The organism is Pseudoalteromonas aurantia 208 (genome assembly GCF_014858725.1).
Taxonomy (GTDB): Bacteria; Pseudomonadota; Gammaproteobacteria; order Enterobacterales; family Alteromonadaceae; genus Pseudoalteromonas; species Pseudoalteromonas aurantia.
The window spans coordinates 1,011,933-1,031,789 of record NZ_AQGV01000015.1; the positions used below are offsets into that span (position 1 = coordinate 1,011,933).

Consider the following 19,857-nt stretch of genomic DNA (forward strand, 5'->3'; position numbering starts at 1 on the left):
AGTGCTACAACAAGTCACTTAGTTATTGAGGTAAATCTATTTTGAGTTAACTAAAACTTAATTTTGGCGCGGTCGGGTTCGAACGATTTTACTGGCTTTATCAGAGTACATACTAGAATCTGCACGCTGGACTATCGTATCGGGTTGTTCTTGTGGGTTTGTTTCTGCTGTGCCTATACTCAATCCAACGCCATACTCAAAAATGTGCTCGAGTAATAAATCTCTTAAGACTGAAACATCTACATGGGTATTATCAGCAAAGGCAACGAATTCATCTCCTCCAATTCTAAAGCAAAATGCGTCTCCAAACTCTTTGACGAGTGAAGTAGAAAACGCTTTGAGTATATTGTCGCCAACGTGATGGCCATATTTGTCATTTGCGTGCTTAAAGTCATCTAAGTCAAAATAGAACAATAGAGATTTTTTGTTACTCACGTCATTAAATGTTTCAAAACAGGCTTTTCGATTGCCAATCTGGGTAAGGGGATCATGATTGGCTTCGTAACGCAATTGTGCTTCCAGCTTTTGCCGTTGTTCGATTTCTTGGTTGAGTAAACCAATGACACTGCGTTTGGTTAAGATCATAGCAAACATGCCATAGCAGGTAATTAAAAAACCAATATTCTTTAAGGAGGTATCGAGTACGAGTAATGGGAAGGTTGCATCACTGATAAAATCATCCGTTATATCAAGCAGCAATCCCGCGCAGTATAAAGCCCAGCCAAATAGCAGTAATTTATTTTTGAAGTGAGGCAGGCTAAGTGCAATTAAAGATGTGGTCAAGCCGAACCAGAAAATTTCCTCAAAGGTATCCCAATAAAAATCAGGCTGATTGAATTTCCACACAGTGAATAGTGCGACAATTAACCAGATCAGTACGAGGAGCCCTCTAACCACCATATGCATGCCTTTCAAATATCTTATTTATATGTATAGCAGATAATTTAAAAAATAGGCTATAACCGTGTTAACTCAACGCTTTGCGCTAACATAAATAAATGACACACAAATACCACAGAGGTTAGAACATACCGCATCTTGTGGTAATCCTTATGGTAATTTTGCCAAGTAGGCATACCACGTTCAAACACCAACAGCGTAGGATACGAAACAGCGAGGTAGCCCAGTACTGTCGGAGCATTAAAGAGTGCGAGCAAAGGAAATGGGATCACAACCAGTACAGCCATCACTGCGTGCGTGTAAGATTGTTCTCCCGCACGCCACAATGTCCCTGCCATAAACGCTAATATGCCTAAGCTGTAATAGATAAATGTGTCGATGGCTATGACCGATGTACCTAGCAATAATGGCCAAAACACGCAAGCCAAAAAGGGTAATAGGCCAAAGTAGCCAAGTTGGATATGGTTTATGAATGGATGCATTGCTGACTCTTTATTGTTTAAGGTATTCATGTTGTACGTGATCAGTATACCTTAGGCACAATGCTTACGGTACGTTTTGTCTACTTCATTGGTATTTTCGCACGAAAGGGTGACTGTTGTTTTATTTCATCCAAAATATCGATTGAGTTAATCTAAACAATCAATTTTATTTGTTACTCATAAAGCTCTATCTTAGTTACCAAGCAAAGCGAACAAGGTTAGTAACGCTAATTACTGTTCGCTAACACACTTGAATAACAGTAACTAAAAGAGAGAATTTAACTATGAGTACTTCTTTGATAAATACAACAATTAAGCCTTTCAATGCAACTGCTTACCACAACGGTGACTTTGTAGAGGTGAGCGAGCAAGACTTACTTGGAAAATGGTCAATTGTGTTTTTCTACCCTGCAGACTTCACATTTGTTTGCCCAACTGAATTAGGTGATGTTGCTGATTATTACGCTCAACTACAAGAAATGGGTGTAGAAGTTTTCTCAGTATCAACTGACACGCACTTTACACATAAAGCATGGCACGATACGTCTGACACGATTCAAAAAATTAAATTCCCAATGGTAGGTGACCCAACAGGACGTATTACGCGTAACTTCGGTGTGATGATTGAAGAAGAAGGGTTAGCACTTCGCGGTACATTCGTGATTAACCCTGAAGGTGAAATTAAAGTGATTGAAACGCATGACTTAGGCATTGGTCGCAGCGCAAAAGAGTTACTACGAAAAGTACAAGCGGCGCAATACATTGCAAGCCATGATGGTGAAGTATGCCCAGCATCTTGGCAGCCAGGTGAAGAAACACTTGCACCATCACTTGACTTAGTTGGAAAAATCTAACGAGTAAGCTGTTTATTGGGGGTGGTCTGTTCACCCCTTTATTTTTATTGCTGTGAGGATCTCAAGCATGCTAGACCAAAATATTAAAAACCAATTAAAAAGCCATTTTAGCGCTATAAAAACACCAATTGAACTGGTTATAGCACTTGATGATAGTAAAAAATCACAAGAAATCAAAGTACTAAGCGATGATTTATCATCATTGAGTGACAAGATCTCTGTGATTGAAACTCACCAAAATGGTATACGTAAGCCGAGTATGGTTGTACGGTCACCGACGAAAAATACCCATATTGAATTTGCTGGGGTGCCTATGGGACATGAATTTACCTCATTGGTATTAGCACTATTGCAAACCGGAGGCCACCCAGCTAAAGCGTCAGATGATGAAATCGCGCAGATACAAAGTTTAGATAGGCCACTCAATTTTGAAATATATATTTCTTTGAGCTGTCAAACTTGTCCGCAAGTTGTGCAAGCGCTGAATCTAATGGCGGCAATAAACCCAACAATATCAGCAACAATGATTGATGGGGCGTTATTTCAAGATGAAGTCAATGAGCGTGATGTATTAGCTGTCCCAGCAGTGTATTTGAATGGAGAATTATTTTCACAAGGCGCTATTGGCTTAACGGATATTCTCAATAAAGTGGACAGTGGCGCACAACAAAAACAAGCAAAGAGGCTCAGTGAGAAAGCGGTGTTTGATGTCTTGGTTGTTGGTGGTGGTCCGGCAGGTGCATCGGCCGCAATATATTCAGCCCGAAAAGGACTGAATACCGGCGTTGTTGCTGACCGCTTTGGTGGCCAAGTATCAGACACGTTAGGCATAGAGAATTTCATCTCTGTTAAAGCAACAGAAGGTCCTAAGTTGGTAGCTCAATTAGAAGAGCATGTGACGCAATACGATGTTGATGTTATGAAAGGTCAGCGAGCAAAGCACATTACCCGAGATGATGTATTAACCATTGAACTTGAAAATGGTGGACAGTTAAAAGCTAAATCGATTGTTTTGGCCACAGGGGCTCGATGGCGCAGTATGAATGTGCCAGGTGAAGCTGAATATAAGGGCCGAGGCGTCGCATATTGCCCTCATTGTGATGGTCCATTGTTTAAAGGTAAACCTGTTGCAGTGATTGGCGGGGGGAATTCAGGTATTGAAGCGGCGATAGACTTGGCTAATATTGTCGAGCATGTAACAGTTTTAGAATTTGCGGATACCTTGCGAGCAGATGAAGTATTGATAAGAAAAGCCAACAACTTAGCGAATGTCACCATTATCAAAAGCGCTCAAACAACACAAGTCATTGGCGATGGTAAACGGGTAACTGGCTTGATTTACACAGACAGAAACTCAGGCAGCGAACATCAACTCCCATTGGCCGGAATTTTCGTTCAAATTGGGTTAGTACCTAACAGTGAGTGGTTGAAAGAGTCTGGTGTTCAGCTCAGTCAGTTTGGCGAAATAGAGATTGACTCTAAAGGTGCAACTTCACTGCCGGGCGTTTTTGCAGCCGGAGACGTAACTACCACACCATTTAAACAGATTATTATTGCCATGGGCGCAGGGGCAACCGCGAGCCTCGGCGCATTTGACTATCTTATCCGTTATGATGGCAATACAGAGCAAGCGGCTTAATGACTTAATTTTTACAGATCATTGCATGTCAGCTTGTTAGGTTGCTGACAACACCCAGCAATGCAAAGCCATTTGGTTTTTAATAAACTAAATGGCTTTTTTTACAATGGGTAGTGCGTTTGCTGACTGATATTGTGCGGCTGAAATAAATTGTCCAAAACTTTCACACCAAATAATGACAGTGTTAAATTCTTCAATATTAATTGCATCGGGAATGGGGACGATGAAAGAGTCGAATGTTTTAATGTCCCCAAGGTGCGCCATACTACCTTTGAATGTATGGAAGTCAGCTTCAGTTTCAATGAAGCGTTTCGCTAGATAGAGTTGGTAATCTGGACCTGGCGCAATATTGCCTTTAAAGGCGATATTATCATTGGAAACACTGACGTCACCTTTAGCAAAATGCAACAGATCAGAGTCTTTTAAAGTAGTGACAAACTGCCCTTTATATTTTGTATGTTGCGTCGCAGTCGCCAGTTCTAGCATACTGGGGCTGTTTGGTGCACTGATAATGGGTAAGGCATAAATACCACTTATGAACCCCAACACAAAAGTCAAAATAACGCATATTGACAGTTTAAATATCCGCATCTATTGATCGCCTTTCATCATAAATTTTATAGATTATAGCGTAAAGCACCTATCAAAGTGGTGCGTTTTATTTATGGCATCACTTCAGAAAAACAGATTACTCACCCTAAATGGTGGTTTTTTTATTTTTTCTAGTGTTTTTATCATAGGTTTAACTGGTTTGATTAGTTTGTTTTGTAACGATTGAAATACACAGTTTTGTCAGTTGGTGGTGTGAAATTTGTGCTAATAGTAGGTGTTATTATTGTTATTATGTTGTTTTAATCAATAAAAACAACGAGTTTCGGTATATTTTATAGTGTGAGATTATTTTATTTCTAATCCTTTTTTGTGTGATTTTTAAATTAAACCAATCCCTTGTGGTTGGTTTTGTCGCGTGTAGAATTCTGCGCCGTGTCTGGCTATCGGTACATATGTAATCTTTTAGTAGCGCAAATAACAAAAAACATACAAATTAGGAAGGGTTTATGTCGTATTTCTACGAAAATAGGCGTGTTTTTCAATTTAGTGCAATAACGGCTGCCATGTTAAGCAGCTCAGCGTTCGCAGTAATTGATTGTGCACCGCTGGATAAATGGCAAGAAAACACCGTTTACACCAGTGGTGATCACGTTCAGCAGGACAAAGTTGCTTATAAAGCAAATTGGTGGAATAAAGCTTCTCCAAAGCTTCGTTCAGGTCAGTGGCAAGAGTGGAGTAAATTGGGGATATGCGCGTCTTCAGGGACGGCAAATAAAATGCCGAGCGTGCATTGGTTAAAGCCTGCTGCAGATATTACTTTGGTTGAAAATGACAGCGTTATCATTGAGTTTTCAGCTACAGATTTGGATGGTTCTGTTAAGCAGGTAGCGGTATATCATGATGACGAGCTTGTGCGTGTGTTAGACAGTGCGCCGTATTTGTTTACTTGGCAAGCAAAGGTCGGTGAGCATCAATTTCATGCGGTGGCATTGGATAATGAGGGTGATACGGGGCGTTCAATTAGTCGCAAAGTAACAGTAAACACGTTACCAAAAGACACTAATAAAGCACCGACTGTGCGTCTTGCAGCGCAATTGCCTTCAGAGTTGGAAGTTGGCGCGAGCATTGGCTTTACACTTAAAGCTAATGACTTAGATGAGGATACTCTCAAGCAAGTGTTGCGTCTTAATGGCGAGATACTGGTTGAAACGACTGAACTAACGCATCAGTTTGATTGGCAAGCGAAAGCAGCAGGCCGTCAGGTATTTACGTTAAGTGCTATAGATGAACATGGCGCTGAGTCAGAAGTGGTACAACGTGTATTTACCGTAAAAGAAAAAGGCGACCAGCCAGATAGCCATGAAAACTGTCGTCCTGCCGGTTTGTATCAAACGCCTGATATAACCCCTGCTTACTGCGATATTTACGACAGTGAAGGCCGCGAAAAAATGGGGGGGGATCATCCTCGTCGTGTTATTGGTTACTTTACGAGCTGGAGAACGGGTAAGAATGATCAACCGAGTTACCTCGTTAAAGATATTCCTTGGGACAAAATCACCCACATCAACTATGCATTTGCCCATGTTAATGCCGCAAATGAAATCAGCATTGGTAACCCAAACGCCGAAAACAACGCGGCAACCAATATGACTTGGCCGGGCGTTACGGGTGCTGAGATGGATCCTGCGCTCCCTTATACGGGTCACTTTAACCTCCTAAACAAATATAAGCAGCAATATCCTCACGTAAAAACCATGATCTCTGTCGGTGGTTGGGCTGAGACTGGCGGCTTCTTTGATGAAACAGGAAAACGTGTTGCCAGTGGTGGCTTTTACACTATGACAACCAATGAAGATGGCAGCGTTAATCATGCGGGTATTAACGCATTTGTTGCCAGTAGCGTTGAGTTTTTACGGACCTATGGCTTTGATGGCTTAGACGTAGATTACGAATACCCATCGTCAATGAAAGACTCAGGCCACCCTGAAGATTTTGAGATCAGCAACCAGCGTCGTGCGGGGCTGAATAAATCTTATCAGGTACTGATGAAAGCACTACGTGAGGCCCTTGATAAAGCAGGTGAAACTGATGACAAGCATTATATGTTGACCATTGCTTCACCGTCATCAGGCTATTTATTACGCGGTATGGAAACCTTTCAAACTGCGCAATACTTAGACTTCGTGAATATTATGTCATACGACTTACACGGCGCATGGAACGACCATGTGGGGCATAACGCACCGTTATTCGACACGGGTAAAGATTCAGAGTTGAAGGTGTGGAATGTGTATAGCACCAAAGAGTTTGGTGGTATTGGCTATTTGAATACCGATTGGGCGGTGAATTATTTCAGAGGCGCATTACCGTCAGGGCGAATTAATATTGGCTTACCCTATTACACCCGAGGTTTTCAAGGTGTGAATGGCGGAGAGAATGGCTTATGGGGGCGCGCACCGTTGCCAAATCAAAGCGATTGTCCCAAAGGCACCGGCATTGGTGACAAAAACAAATGTGGTAACGGCGCGATTGGCATCGATAACTTATGGCACGACCTTGAAAATGGTCAAGAAGTGGCCGCTGGTAGTAATCCGTTATGGCATGCTAAAAATTTGGAAAATGGCATAGTACCCAGTTATTTGGCTACCTATGGCCTGACGCCAGAGTCTGATCCTGATGATGTTATGACGGGTAAATATGAACGTCATTATGATGATGTGGCAGTTGCCCCTTGGCTGTGGAATGCGCAGAAAAAAGTGTTTTTATCGATAGAAGATACTGAGTCTATGAAGACGAAGTTAGATTATGTTATTGATAAAAACTTAGGCGGCGTGATGTTTTGGGAGCTTGCCGGTGACTATGCATTTGATGCCAGTAAGGGTGAATACTTTATGGGCTCGACGATGACATCGTTGGCATATGACACTTTTAATCAAAACGGTAAAGCGTATGGTGCGCATTTGGGCGACTCGCAATTTACACCACCAGAAACGGCGGTCGATGTGAGGTTTGTTGCAAAAGACTTCCCTGTGGGTGACCAAAACTATCCGATCAGACCTACTTTTGCTTTTACGAACCACTCAGAAATCGATTTAACGGGGGCAAAAATATCGTTCAATGTGCCAACGTCAACGTCGGCTATTTTCAAGTCAAACTGGAATGCACAGAAAAAGCTTGGGATGCAAGTTGAATTAGACAACTCAAATACCTCAGGTAACAACATTGGCGGATTTGAAAATGAATTCCACCGTTTTTCAATCACCTTAAAAAATCAATGGGGTGGTCAGCTTGAGTCTTTCAAGCAAGGCGAAACAGTCAATGCGCAAGTGATGTACTACATGCCCATTACTGGGCCGGTAAATTTCGTTATTGAAAAAGACGGTAAAAAGTATGCGTTTGCAACTGAGTACCCAGCGCTGCCAATTGCTAATAACGACACACCTGACCCAGGTGATGGCACCCCCCCATCAGACAAACAATGTAATGGCATTGATGTATCAACGCTTAATACCTATCCAAATTGGCCACGTACTAATTGGGCTGGGCAGCCAAGTCACGCATTAGGTGGCGACCATATTATTCACAACCAAGCAGTATTTAAGGCGAAGTGGTGGACCAATAGTGCGCCGTCAGACGGTGGTGTTTGGCAAAAAGTGTGTGACCTTTAACCATTTTGGTTTAGGGAGCGAAAAACACACAGTCTAATTCAAGGGTCGCTTGCGGCCCTAGGGAAACTTATGAAACAACAATTAACACTGACAGCGGTTGCGCTGGGGATCGCTGTGGCTGCAATACCGCAGGTGCACGGCCACGGATATATGGATAGCCCGAAAGCGCGTCAAACCATTTGCCAAGAACAAGGGGGCTTTTGGTGGCCAAAAGATGGTAGCAATATTCCCAATGCGGCATGCAGAGCTGCCTTTGTGAAAAGCGACCATGTACAGTTTATTCAAAGGCATGAATTTGCAGCGAATGTGGCAGATTTTAATAATCAAACTGCGGTTGAAGCGGCAGTGCCAAATGGCAAGTTATGCGCCGCTGGCGATGCCAATAAAGCCGGTATGAATATCGCGTCAACCGACTGGCAGCGTACGGTGGTTAAGCCAAATAGTAACGGCGATATAAAAGTCCGATATCGGGCTACTACACCCCATAACCCCAGCTTTTGGCAGTTTTATTTAAACAAACCAGGCACACCAATTAGCACAGAATCACTGCGCTGGGACCAGCTTGAATTGGTACAAGAGCATGGCAATGTGGCATTTTTTATGGCACCCGATGGCAGGCGATATTATGAAATGACAGTTGCTATACCTGAAAAGTTTGACGGTGACGCAATTTTATATAGTCGTTGGCAGCGAGATGATGTGGTTGGTGAAGGGTTTTACAACTGCAGTGATATTACCATTGAACGCACAGATAGCACGCCTGAACCGGTGGTTTGGCACTCAGCTGGTTTTTACGTAAAGCAAGGTCAAGACGCATTCGCGGGTGACACGGTATGGCTGCGTTTGTTTGATGCAAACGGACAGGAGCTAATTCAACAGCAATTTAAAGTAACAGAGCAATCATCAGATTGGGCGATGCAATTGGCTCAGCTAGTTGTGCAAGATAATCCAGATTTGATTCAAATTGGTGTTAAGTCGGGAGCAGGTGATGTGACGTTCGATCATCAAAACCTGGCATCAAATCAGGTTTTTGTAGGTGACACAGCGCATAGCTATAACTTAAGTGTGGTAAAAAAGCCTGTTAATACCGCGCCGACAGTACACACGCCACAGCCCTTAACATTAGAAGAAAATACCAGTAAGCATTTGCATGTTCATGCCTTTGACGATGAGCAAAGCAGGCTGAGTTTTGACTGGCAATTGCCCAATGCGCTGAGCTATACAGGGGTTGGTTCAACAATCACACTCACCGCACCTGAAGTGGCTGCAGACACTGAGTATACCGGGCAGGTTACGGTATCTGATGGGATGTTAAGCAAAACAGTTCCGCTACATATTACCGTTACTAACAAGGTAACCCCGCCAACGCCTCCGATACCGCCAGAAGGTGACACGTGGCAAGCAAATAAAGTCTATACCGCCGGAGATACTGCGGTTTATAACGGTAAAACCTATCGTGCTAAATGGTGGGTAAAAGGCCAGCGACCAGACCAAAGCCAAGCGTGGCAATTAATAACAACAGACGATAGCAGCAATGCGTGGAATGCAAGTACGGCTTATCAAGGGGGCAGTATTGTGACCTTTCAAAGCTTGAAGTACAAAGCGCGTTGGTGGACTCGAGGCCAACAACCAGGCAGCAATGCTGTGTGGCAGAAACTATAACCAGCTTATAAACCTTTAAATTTCATTGCTTTATTAAAGCATTAAATAATAACTATCAAAACAACATACTATAGGAAAAACTATGTTTAAATATTTACTCTCAGCGGTTGCTGTTGGGGCTGCGCTGGCAAGTGCAAGTACCGTAGCAGCACCATCAACACCCAGTATCACGTGGAAGCCACAAAATTACTCGTTTGTGGATGTGAATATTTATGGCCGTGGATCATACAAACAACTTATTCAAGCAAAAGACGAAGTAAACATTCAAATTGAGTGGAACGCTTGGTCTGGTAAAGGTGGCGATAGCTATCAGGTATATTTCGACAATGAACTCGTCAATGAAGGTCAGTTATCGCCTGGTTCTAAAAGTGGCGTGATCAGCTTCCCGTATAAAAAATCGGGTCGTCATCAACTGCAAATTGCATTGTGTGATGAAACCGGCTGTGTAAAAAGCGCCACTAAGCCAATTGTGATTGCCGATACTGACGGCGGGCATTTAGCGCCATTACCGTTAAACGTTAACCCAAATAACAAACAGTTTGATACTGATCCTAATACGGTTGTTGGTGCATATTTTGTTGAATGGGGTATTTATGGTCGTAAGTTCGATGTGACGCAAATCCCAGCTGATAACTTAACCCATTTACTCTACGGTTTTATTCCAATTTGTGGCCCAAATGAGTCACTGGCTGAAATTGAAAACGGTAACAGCCTGCGTGCATTAAATTTGGCATGTGGGGGTTCAGAAGATTACGAAGTGGTGATTCATGATCCGTGGGCTGCAGTACAAAAAGCACTGCCAGGTGTAAGCAGTAGTGATCCAATTCGTGGTACCTACGCACAGCTGATGGCGTTAAAGCAGCGCAATCCAGACTTAAAAATCTTACCTTCTGTCGGGGGCTGGACGTTATCAGATCCGTTCTTTGACTTTGACAATAAAGCCAACCGTGACACGTTCGTTAAGTCGATGCGAGAATTCTTAACCACATGGAAGTTTTATGATGGAATTGATGTTGACTGGGAATTCCCCGGCGGAGACGGTGCGAACCCGAATTTGGGCAGTGACAAAGATGGTGAAGTTTATGTGACGCTGATGAAAGAGCTACGCATTATGCTTGATGATCTTGAAGCGAAAACTGGCCGTGAATATGAACTAACCTCTGCGATTGGTTCTGGGTGGGATAAAATAGAAGACGTTGATTATCAGCAAGCTGCGCAATATATGGATTACATTTTTGCGATGACGTATGACTTTCATGGTGGTTGGGACAACGTAACAGGACATCAAACAGGTATTTATTGCGGGTCGCATCTATCAGCAGATGAATGTAATGGCACAGGTGTAGATGAAAAGGGTGAGCCGCGCAAAGGGCCTGCCTATACATTAGATAATGCGGTTAAGTTGTTGCTTGAACAAGGCGTGCCAAGCGAAAAACTAGTGATAGGTGCTGCGATGTATGGCCGTGGTTGGGAAGGGGTGAAACCTGAAAATGCGACCATTGCAGGCAACCCAATGACGGCACCAGCTAACGGTAAATTACGTGGTTCAACGTCTCAGGGCGTGTGGGAAGCGGGCGTGATTGATTATAAGGGATTAAAATCTCATATGATTGGTGCAAACGAGCAGGGTGTAAATGGCTTTGAAGTTGGCTATGACGAGCAGGCACAAGCCGCATATGTGTGGAATCCGCAAAAAGGCACGTTGGTAACGTACGATAGCCCACGCTCAGTGCAAGCAAAAGGCCGATATGTGCGAGAGCATAATCTCGGTGGTTTATTTGCGTGGGAAATTGATGCAGACAATGGCGATATACTCAACGCGATGCATGAAGGTCTTGCTGGAAAATCAACGCCAGTTCCTCCGAAAAACCACGCGCCAACACTTGAGTTAATTAACGAAGTGAAGGTTGCATCAGGTGAGACGATTCAACTTGTCGCGACAGCAACAGATCCAGAAGCAAAGCCTCTGACTTACCTTTGGCAGGGAGACAGTGCGTTAACTTTGACTGCTAATAATGAAACACTCGTTATTACAGCGCCAGAGACCACAAAAGATGCCGTCTATACCGTGAATTTAACGGTATCTGATGGAGTCAATGACGTAACTGCTTCGGTCAAAGTAATGGTGAGTGCACCTGTCGTAGAAAATAAAGCGCCGAGTGTGGCAGAAGTTACAGACATTGTTGTGGATGAAAACAGTGAAGTTGCACTGAGCGTGGTGGCTTCTGACCCAGAAGGGAAAACATTGAGCTATAGCTGGCAAGTACCCGGTCATAGCATTGTCGGCTCTGGCAGTGAAGTGATATTGACCACCACAGAAGTAGAACAAGATCAACGTGTAACAGGCGCTGTTTCAGTCTCTGATGGGGTGAATACGGTTGAGCGTAAGTTTAGCGTGACGGTGAAAAATACAGAAACTACGCCAGATCCTACACCTGAGCCAGATAAAACAACATGGAATGCAAACACCGTGTATGTGGGTGGCAACATCGTTTGGTATAACGGCGTGCAATATAAAGCGCGTTGGTGGACCAAAGGCGCTGTGCCAGGTAATGGCGGTGTATGGCAAGAGATCATTCCTGATGACGGCACGGTTCGTGATTGGCGCAGTGACTTAGTCTACACAAGTGGTGATCAAGTAAAGCACAATGGCATTAAATACCAAGCACGTTGGTGGACACGAGGCCAAACACCGGGCAGCAATGCTGTGTGGCGCAAGCTATAGCCTAAAGTCTATTTAACTAACACACGATTGGGGCAAGGAGGCCCTTTTTACAAAAACAAAAATTATAGAGATCATTATGTTCAAACTAACCCCAATCGCGCTACTGGTTGCTGCCAGTAGTTTCCCGCTTTATGCCTCTCAAGCTACGCAGATACATAAAAATGTAGAATTAAAGCAAAAGCTTATGGATGTTTTCTCACCTCAGCAAAGCCAGTTCTCTACTCAGGGTAACCATGAAACGTCGTTACAATTTAAAGCGCATCAGCGCTCAGCAGATGGTAAACACATCCGCCGCAGTCAACATTATCGCGGCGTGCGTGTGCACGGTGGTGAAGTTGTCACTCATCATGACGCTGAAAACTATGTAGGCGCATTAAATCATCGCCAAGGTACAATTAAGTCAGTGAGTGGCAGCGTGGTTGAAAATGCCTATGTTGACGTGACGGTTCCGAGTTTTGACGAGTCGAAGGCCATTGAATATGGTCGTCAAAATGTGGCGAATATACAATTTACCAATGATGAACACGCAGAGCTGGTGATCTATCCGTACCAAGAGAGCTTTCGTCTTGCCTATATTGTTACATTTTATGCGGAAACGCTTGAACATCCGACTCGTCCCGAGCTGGTGATTGACGCGCAAACGGGTGAAGTGTTAAGTCAAACAGAGACATTAGCACACGCAAAAATTGGCATGGGGCCGGGTGGTAATGAAAAAACTGGAAAGTATTATTTTGGTGAGTCAAAAGCCAAATTTAACGCGACCGACTTAGGGAATGGACACTGTGCAATGCAAGATAGCGATATCCGCGTGATCGACATGGAGCATGGCACAACGAATACCCATACTTTTGAATTCCCTTGCTTCGAAAATACTTACAAAGCCATCAATGGCGCATATTCACCACTCAATGATGCGGTATTTTATGGTCAAGCAACCCTAGATATGTTTCATGAATGGTTCGATAGTAGAGCGTTGAGTAGCGATTTGGTGATGCGTATTCATTATCGTCAAGACTACCTAAACGCTTTTTGGAATGGTAAAGAAGTCACGTTTGGCGATGGCGATCATCGTGTATATCCATTTACGTCCTTAGGTGTAATTGCCCATGAGGTTGCGCACGGTGTGACACATCAAAACTCAAAACTTGTATATAGTGCACAATCTGGGGGGGTTAACGAATCGTTTTCAGATATGACATCTGAAGCGTTGGAATGTTATCTGAGCGAGCAAGCTGATGGCAGCTGTGTAGTTGATTGGAAAATTGGCGCACGTATTTTTAAAAACCTTGATGCGATGCGTTATTTAGATATGCCAAGTAAAGATGGTCGCTCTATTGATCATGCCAGTGAATATAAAAATGGATTAGACGTCCATTATAGTTCAGGGGTGTTTAATCGTGCTTTTTACTTGCTTTCTACGACTGAGAATTGGGGCGTAAAAAAAGCGTATGAAGTGATGCTTCATGCTAATAAAAATTATTGGGTTTATAACGGTAATTACGAGTCGCTAGCGTGCGGTGTTACCGCTGCAGCAAAAGACTTTGGTTATGATATCCAAGCGGTAGGGGATGCGTTTAGTAAAGTGGGTGTATTTGCTTGTACCGACAATAAAGCGCCAACCATTAATATTACCAGCCCAGTTAACAACAGCCGCCATATTGTGGGCACGAATATCGAGCTAAAAGCACTCGCAGAAGATGAGTACGGTGAAGTGTCAAAAGTGGTATTTAGCGTAAATGGTGAGGTTTATAAAACACTGACGTCTGCACCTTATACAACGCAATTTCAAAGTGACACGAAAGGTGAGTATGTCGTCACAGCAATAGTCACCGATAATGAGGGGCTGACTGTTAATGCCCCTGCTGTGGCATTCAATTTAATTAACCCAAGTGATTGCGATACGGCGCAGTGGCGAGCTGGTCAAGTGTATACACAAGGCAATAAAGTGGCCTTTGAAGGGTTTGAATATACCGCCAAATGGTGGAACCGTGATCAAAGCCCAGCCACAAATGCGAATGCATGGGGGGTGTGGAAAAAAGGATTAGAGTGTGGCTCAGGTTCAGAACAACCGAATCAAGCGCCAAGTGTAAGATTTGTCAGCCCAAACACGACTAATAGTACCGTAACTATGGGCGACAATGTGACCGTAAATCTAGCTGCAAATGATATCGATGGCCAAGTGGAACACGTTAAAATTAGCGTTAATGGCGTCCTAATGACGACTTTAAATACAGCACCTTATCGTTTTAAGTGGCAACCTGATGCAGTCGGTACTTATCGTATAAGCGCCGAAGCAATGGATGATAAACATACTAAATCAGACATTGCAGCTGTGACTGTGGTTGTTAAAGAGGCTGACTCAACGCCAACTGCACCCAGTGTTACTTTACTCTCCCCCAGTAGTGGCAGTGTGTTTGAGCAAGGCAGTATTGTACCTCTGCAAGTAAGTGCAAGTGACAAAGATGGGGACTTAAAACAGGTGATTTACTATGTTAATGGGGTTGAAGTGGTGAGTCATGAAGGTCCATATTGGGCGAATATTACACTTGATAGCAATGGGCAATATCAGGTCTATGCGATTGCAACAGATGCCCTTGGATTAGCCTCTCAGTCGCAAACACATCAATTTAGTGTGGTGGCAAAACCAACTGGCTGTGAGCTTGATAGTTGGCGAGCGGCCACAGTTTATACTGCGGGTAAAAAGGTCAGTCACGAGGGCTTTATTTATGAAGCAAAGTGGTGGACGCGCAATCAAAACCCAACCAATTATTCATCTCAGTGGAGCGTGTGGAAAAAGCTAAATAGCTGTAAATAGAAGCAGCAGGTCATGAGTAGAAATAATTAGTAGGAATGTAAAAAAGCGCAGTGTTTAAACACTGCGCTTTTTATCGTTACAACAAGTAGCATCGGTAAATATGACACTAATGTTGCTATTTAACCTCAGCTCTGGATAAGCGAATTTGCCCAATAAAGCTATTTTTCGCACTCTCGGCGTTGCTTTCATTTGTAATAGCCCGCTATTACTGCATAAAAGCGCCTTGATATTGAACAAAATATCATCATTGGATCGTACGTAAGTTTGTTTACAAAACATTTTCTATTCCAAAACCCTTATCCAAACCTGAGGTTATTTAGTTCAAATTGAAATATTAAAACTTCCAAACAAGTGTTAGTCGGGCATCTCTGCCTGGCTCAGCTAAGCCAGAATCAACTGGGCCAAGTGCTGCATAGGTCGCGTGGTCATAGTAAAACTTATCAAAGATATTTTTGACTGCGGCTTCAACTACCAGCTCTTCGCTACCCATGACATACCAAGTTGCCTGTAAGTCATGTGCAGCATAGCCTGCTTTTTCAGGGAGAGCTTGGTTGCTCCACACATTCACCCCAGAATTGGTTAAACGTTGCACAAAACGGCTATTCCAGCTCACCTCTAAATCATCCGACACGGTGTAATTAATACCAGCAGTTAAAGTATTACCAGAGCTAGTGCCAATTGACCAATCTTGGTCACTAATTGCAGTGCCACTGAGTGCCGGGTTAACGTGGTTTTCCCATTTAGGCTTACTGTGGTTATAGTTTAAATTAATGCTTGCATCGTCAAAGCGGTAACGTGCTTGCAAATTATAACCACTATTTTCTATATCACCCACATTGGTAAGCAGCGTGTGCTCAATTGAATCGTTATTTTTAACCGTTGAAACAGCATCTTTAATGGTTGAATCAAACACATTACCCGTGACGGTCAAGCGATCGCCTAAATATTTAAAACCAACTTCGAAGTTGTTAGCTTGCTCTTCTTTTAAATTGATATCGTTGTCATAATAACCAAGTACAAACAGTTCTTTTACTTTTTGACCGCGTAGCGCTTGAGCAAAGCCTGCATTGAGGGAGAAAGCATTGGTAATGGCGTAGCTCATGTTGATGTTAGGGCTAAAACCGTTGGAATTCATTGTCACACCATTATCGTCAACCAGCTCGTAATTGTCGTAACGTACACCTGTGCTAATTTGAAATTGCGCTGTGATATCAATGTAGTTTTGCACATATAATCCAAAAACTTTACCTTTTTCAAGGCCTTCTGTTTCAGCGTTGGTACCTATGTTTTGCAGCTTTGCCTCATCTGAGCGATAATCAACTCCTGCAACAATTTTTGTATTGCTCAGCTGTGCGGTATTACGTAAGTCAAAACCGGTTGAGTCATACACTGCGTGATAGGTGTTTTGAACCCCTTTATGTAGTGGATGAGCGTGCGTAATGAAGTTTTCAGTATCAAATACATTGAGGTGTAAATTGATCAGCGCATCATTTGGGTTGTATGTATAGTTAATTGTGCTGGTTGTACGCTCACTTTCTTGTGGTAGGGCGTAATTTTTTCTGCTCGGATGCCAATGTGCACGCAACAAACGTGTACCATTGTCTTGGCGCATGTCATAACTGGCTGAAATAGTTTGTGTATTGCTCAGTTCACCGGTGATTTTTGCGAATCCAACTTCTTGCTCTGACGCTGTGTAAGCAATGATGTTGCCTTTGCCATCTTCCATGTCTTTAGTATCGCGTTTTAGCACAGTTACTAAGCCAGACCAATTGTCATTAATATGACCATAGGCGGTCAGGCTGGCTTTAAAACCTTCGCTGTTGCCATAGTAGCCAAGCTTAATATTACCACCAAACTGCTCATCACCAGAGAGTAAGTCGCTGGCATCTTTGGTTAAAAAGCGGATCGCGCCCCCTAATGCACCTGAGCCAGACGTCGCATCACCAGCACCTGCAACGATATCTACTTGCTTAAGTAGTTCAGGCTCGATAGTTAATCGGCCTTGATGGTGAAATAAATAACCCGCTTGCAAAGCACCGTCAATAGACACATTTAACATGGTGTCTTCTAAGCCACGCACATAAATCTTTTGTGCAATAGGATTTGAACCACCCACTGAAACTTCGGCTTGGCTTCTAAATATGTCGCCTAAGTCATTGGCTTGAAGTTGTGCCATTTGAGCTTGACCGATGATCTGATCAGCATCAGATACTTTGCCATGAACTTCAATGATTTCCATTTTATCTGACTGTTCATCGGCCAGTACTGGGGTGCTAACAAGAGCGGCAGTGGATAAAGCTGCCATTGCGATATAAAGAGGAGAGCGAGAGAACTGCATGTGAAATTGCCTATTTTGTAAATGCGAATAATTATCAATGTCGTGTATTATTCATTGTTTATAAGGGAACCGAAAGGACTTTTACAACTGTTACATTTACGGTGACAGTTTATTGAGCGATATCGAAATGGTTAAGCCACCTGCATCTTGATTGTGAGCCGAAATATGACCACCTAGGTGGTGTATGTGACGTTTACACAGTGCTAACCCAAGCCCAAACCCATTGCTCTTTTGTGCTGAGGTTACGCGAAAAAATGGCTTAAATATATCGTCTAATGCATCGTTTGGAACGCCGCACCCATCATCTGTAATGTGTATTTCATGCGGGTTGGGCATGCTTACCGTGATGTGGTTTTTTGCGTAGCGGCTGGCGTTTCTTAACAGGTTTTCGATAACTTGGCCCAAAATGCGACTATTGCTGTGTATTTTTAAGCTGCTCGCACAGTGTGTGAAAAATTTTATGTGGGGTGCTTCAAATTGCACATCTTCAATAATGCTATCAATGAGGTCGATTAAATCAAAAGTATCCAGATCAATATTTTGACGCATTGTGGCTGATTCATTTTCTAACCAAGTGAGTGTCAATGTATCTTCGGCGAGTGTACGCATGGCAGTGCAGTCTTTGCGAATTCGGACTAACATATTCTGTGTTTCTATAGCATGCTCCGCACAATTCAAAGCGGTTTCGACTCTCGCAATGGGGGTACGGATTTCATGGGAGAAATCAGCAATAAACTGCCTTTGAGATTCGATGGTATGTTCAATACAGTCAGCCATTTGATCAAATGTTGCGGCTATTTTCTTAAATTCACTATCGGTAGTTGAAATTTTATCACTGATACGTGTACCGAGTTTACCCGCAGCAAAGTCTTGCGTGGCATGTTCTAGTTGTTTTAAAGGCACCATAATTGCGCGATATATGAGGATGCAAAATCCGGCTAAAAAGATCATGGGCAAAATAAACTGCAAGGTTAAGTATGCGAGCTTCCAATAGTCTCCCGGTCGCATATGGGCTGGGAGTTGAATAAGAAAGTGTGTTTTTTTATCGGCAAAAGGCACGTCCATAATGGGATTGTAGTTAAAGTATAAGTGTATTTTCCAAGAGACATCGCGGCCAAGAGAAATATGGTCGCTAAATAAGGGAGTAAGCGTGCCGTTTGCCAAGGGCGTGACTTGTTTTTGCACCACGGCAGCCCATGTATTTTCATTTTGCTCAATTGTGTCTATGTACTGTTTCAGTGTTTCTAAGTCACCAGCCAAATATAGCTTTTCGGCATGCTGACCGTAATGTCGTAGCGTGTTTTGATGGCGCATTTCAAGTTGACTCATTTTAATTTCAGTGTAACTGGCCAGTACGTCGATGAGCCAAAAAAGAGAAACCGCGCCCGCAATAATGAGCAGACACAGTTTTGTAAAAAAAGAATGTGTTTTTAACGGATTACGCATTAAAAGAGTAACCCCGACCATGTAATGTGGTGATTGATTCAGCACTCATACCGACGGCAATGAGCTTTTTTCTTAGTCGGCTTAGATGCATATCGAGACTGCGGTCATAGCGACTGAACTGACGTTCTAACACTTGTTGATATAAGTAAGGCTTACTGAGCGCTTCACCGGCATGTTCAGCGAGGTGCCAAAGCAGCTTAAATTGTATGGCGGTCATTTCAATGTGTACGTCATTAAATTGGGCATGAAGCTGACGTTTGTTCAGTGATAGCCCATTTGTTTTAAGAACATAATTATTGGGGTTTTTTTCTGTGTGTTGCGAGCGACGTAAAATTGCTTCAACACGCAGTATTAACTCTTCAATATTGAAGGGTTTAGGTAAGTAATCATCAGCGCCCATACTTAGGCCTTTAATTCTATCTTGTTCAGCACCGCATGCTGATAAAATCAGTACTGGGGTTTGTTTACATTTACGCAACTGTGACAGTACCTCATAACCCTCTATGATGGGGAGTCTAATATCGAGAATGATGAGTTCATAATCATGTGCTAATGCTTGCGTTAAACCCTGCTCTCCATCATGGACACAGGTTACGTTAAATCCTCGTTTTTCGAGTAATGCACACACTTGCTGATTTAATAAAGGATCATCTTCAATAACCAAAATAGGGGCTGACACGATACAATTGCCTATCTAAATAATAATGATTGTATTTTACGTGTATTGTTCGGGTGCAATCAACAGTCGGTTTCAGATAATTGAAATTCAATAAAAA

General features: G+C 43.0%; 12 protein-coding genes. 6 read left to right on the forward strand and 6 right to left on the reverse strand.

Annotated features, from left to right (window positions below):
• Window positions 1-57: 57 nt before the first annotated feature.
• Together PAUR_RS22525 and PAUR_RS22530 are read right to left on the reverse strand one after the other, a co-directional pair.
• Window positions 58-900, reverse strand: coding sequence for a GGDEF domain-containing protein (locus PAUR_RS22525; RefSeq protein ID WP_192509956.1), 843 nt, complete (start codon window positions 898-900; stop codon window positions 58-60).
• 56 nt (window positions 901-956) lie between these two features.
• Window positions 957-1,382, reverse strand: coding sequence for a DUF3429 domain-containing protein (locus tag PAUR_RS22530; protein WP_192509957.1), 426 nt, complete (start codon window positions 1,380-1,382; stop codon window positions 957-959).
• Between the two features lie 284 nt (window positions 1,383-1,666).
• On the opposite strand from PAUR_RS22530, the gene ahpC reads away from it, so the two are divergent.
• Together ahpC and ahpF are read left to right on the forward strand one after the other, a co-directional pair.
• Window positions 1,667-2,236: an alkyl hydroperoxide reductase subunit C gene (ahpC, locus tag PAUR_RS22535; RefSeq protein WP_192509958.1), complete on the forward strand. Its 570-nt coding sequence runs from the start codon at window positions 1,667-1,669 to the stop codon at window positions 2,234-2,236.
• Window positions 2,237-2,303: 67 nt separating this feature from the next.
• Window positions 2,304-3,875, forward strand: a complete 1,572-nt coding sequence (gene ahpF, locus PAUR_RS22540; RefSeq protein WP_192509959.1) for an alkyl hydroperoxide reductase subunit F — start codon at window positions 2,304-2,306, stop codon at window positions 3,873-3,875.
• 87 nt (window positions 3,876-3,962) lie between these two features.
• On the opposite strand, the gene PAUR_RS22545 is transcribed toward ahpF, so the two are convergent.
• Entirely contained in the window at window positions 3,963-4,466 is a 504-nt protein-coding gene (locus PAUR_RS22545) for a DM13 domain-containing protein (RefSeq protein WP_192509960.1), read from the reverse strand.
• 467 nt (window positions 4,467-4,933) lie between these two features.
• Here PAUR_RS22545 and PAUR_RS22550 point away from each other — a divergent pair, with 467 nt between their 5' ends.
• From PAUR_RS22550 to PAUR_RS22565, 4 genes are all read left to right on the forward strand, one after another.
• Window positions 4,934-8,095: a glycosyl hydrolase family 18 protein gene (locus PAUR_RS22550; protein ID WP_192509961.1), complete on the forward strand. Its 3,162-nt coding sequence runs from the start codon at window positions 4,934-4,936 to the stop codon at window positions 8,093-8,095.
• 69 nt (window positions 8,096-8,164) lie between these two features.
• Window positions 8,165-9,757, forward strand: coding sequence for a lytic polysaccharide monooxygenase (locus tag PAUR_RS22555; protein WP_192509962.1), 1,593 nt, complete (start codon window positions 8,165-8,167; stop codon window positions 9,755-9,757).
• 82 nt (window positions 9,758-9,839) lie between these two features.
• Entirely contained in the window at window positions 9,840-12,482 is a 2,643-nt protein-coding gene (locus tag PAUR_RS22560; RefSeq protein WP_192509963.1) for a glycosyl hydrolase family 18 protein, read from the forward strand.
• Window positions 12,483-12,558: 76 nt separating this feature from the next.
• Window positions 12,559-15,297 (forward strand): Ig-like domain-containing protein, encoded by a 2,739-nt coding sequence (locus tag PAUR_RS22565; protein ID WP_192509964.1) that lies wholly within the window; start codon window positions 12,559-12,561, stop codon window positions 15,295-15,297.
• 334 nt (window positions 15,298-15,631) lie between these two features.
• Here PAUR_RS22565 and PAUR_RS22570 read toward each other — a convergent pair whose 3' ends face one another.
• From PAUR_RS22570 to PAUR_RS22580, 3 genes are all read right to left on the reverse strand, one after another.
• The gene (locus PAUR_RS22570) at window positions 15,632-17,635 is read right to left on the reverse strand and encodes a TonB-dependent receptor domain-containing protein (protein ID WP_192509965.1); all 2,004 of its coding nucleotides are present in this window, start codon (window positions 17,633-17,635) and stop codon (window positions 15,632-15,634) included.
• Between the two features lie 96 nt (window positions 17,636-17,731).
• The gene (locus PAUR_RS22575) at window positions 17,732-19,081 is read right to left on the reverse strand and encodes a sensor histidine kinase (RefSeq protein ID WP_192509966.1); all 1,350 of its coding nucleotides are present in this window, start codon (window positions 19,079-19,081) and stop codon (window positions 17,732-17,734) included.
• Complete coding sequence (locus PAUR_RS22580) at window positions 19,074-19,760, reverse strand: response regulator transcription factor (RefSeq protein ID WP_192509967.1); 687 nt, start codon at window positions 19,758-19,760, stop codon at window positions 19,074-19,076. The genes PAUR_RS22575 and PAUR_RS22580 overlap by 8 nt, the downstream gene beginning before the upstream one ends.
• Window positions 19,761-19,857 lie beyond the last annotated feature (97 nt).

Bases quoted from the DNA above. Each gene is read 5' to 3' on its own strand.
- PAUR_RS22525 (WP_192509956.1), bottom strand. From the start codon at position 900: ATGGTGGTTAGAGGGCTCCTCGTACTGATCTGGTTAATTGTCGCACTA.
- PAUR_RS22530 (WP_192509957.1), bottom strand. From the start codon at position 1,382: ATGCATCCATTCATAAACCATATCCAACTTGGCTACTTTGGCCTATTA.
- ahpC (WP_192509958.1), top strand. From the start codon at position 1,667: ATGAGTACTTCTTTGATAAATACAACAATTAAGCCTTTCAATGCAACT.
- ahpF (WP_192509959.1), top strand. From the start codon at position 2,304: ATGCTAGACCAAAATATTAAAAACCAATTAAAAAGCCATTTTAGCGCT.
- PAUR_RS22545 (WP_192509960.1), bottom strand. From the start codon at position 4,466: ATGCGGATATTTAAACTGTCAATATGCGTTATTTTGACTTTTGTGTTG.
- PAUR_RS22550 (WP_192509961.1), top strand. From the start codon at position 4,934: ATGTCGTATTTCTACGAAAATAGGCGTGTTTTTCAATTTAGTGCAATA.
- PAUR_RS22555 (WP_192509962.1), top strand. From the start codon at position 8,165: ATGAAACAACAATTAACACTGACAGCGGTTGCGCTGGGGATCGCTGTG.
- PAUR_RS22560 (WP_192509963.1), top strand. From the start codon at position 9,840: ATGTTTAAATATTTACTCTCAGCGGTTGCTGTTGGGGCTGCGCTGGCA.
- PAUR_RS22565 (WP_192509964.1), top strand. From the start codon at position 12,559: ATGTTCAAACTAACCCCAATCGCGCTACTGGTTGCTGCCAGTAGTTTC.
- PAUR_RS22570 (WP_192509965.1), bottom strand. From the start codon at position 17,635: ATGCAGTTCTCTCGCTCTCCTCTTTATATCGCAATGGCAGCTTTATCC.
- PAUR_RS22575 (WP_192509966.1), bottom strand. From the start codon at position 19,081: ATGCGTAATCCGTTAAAAACACATTCTTTTTTTACAAAACTGTGTCTG.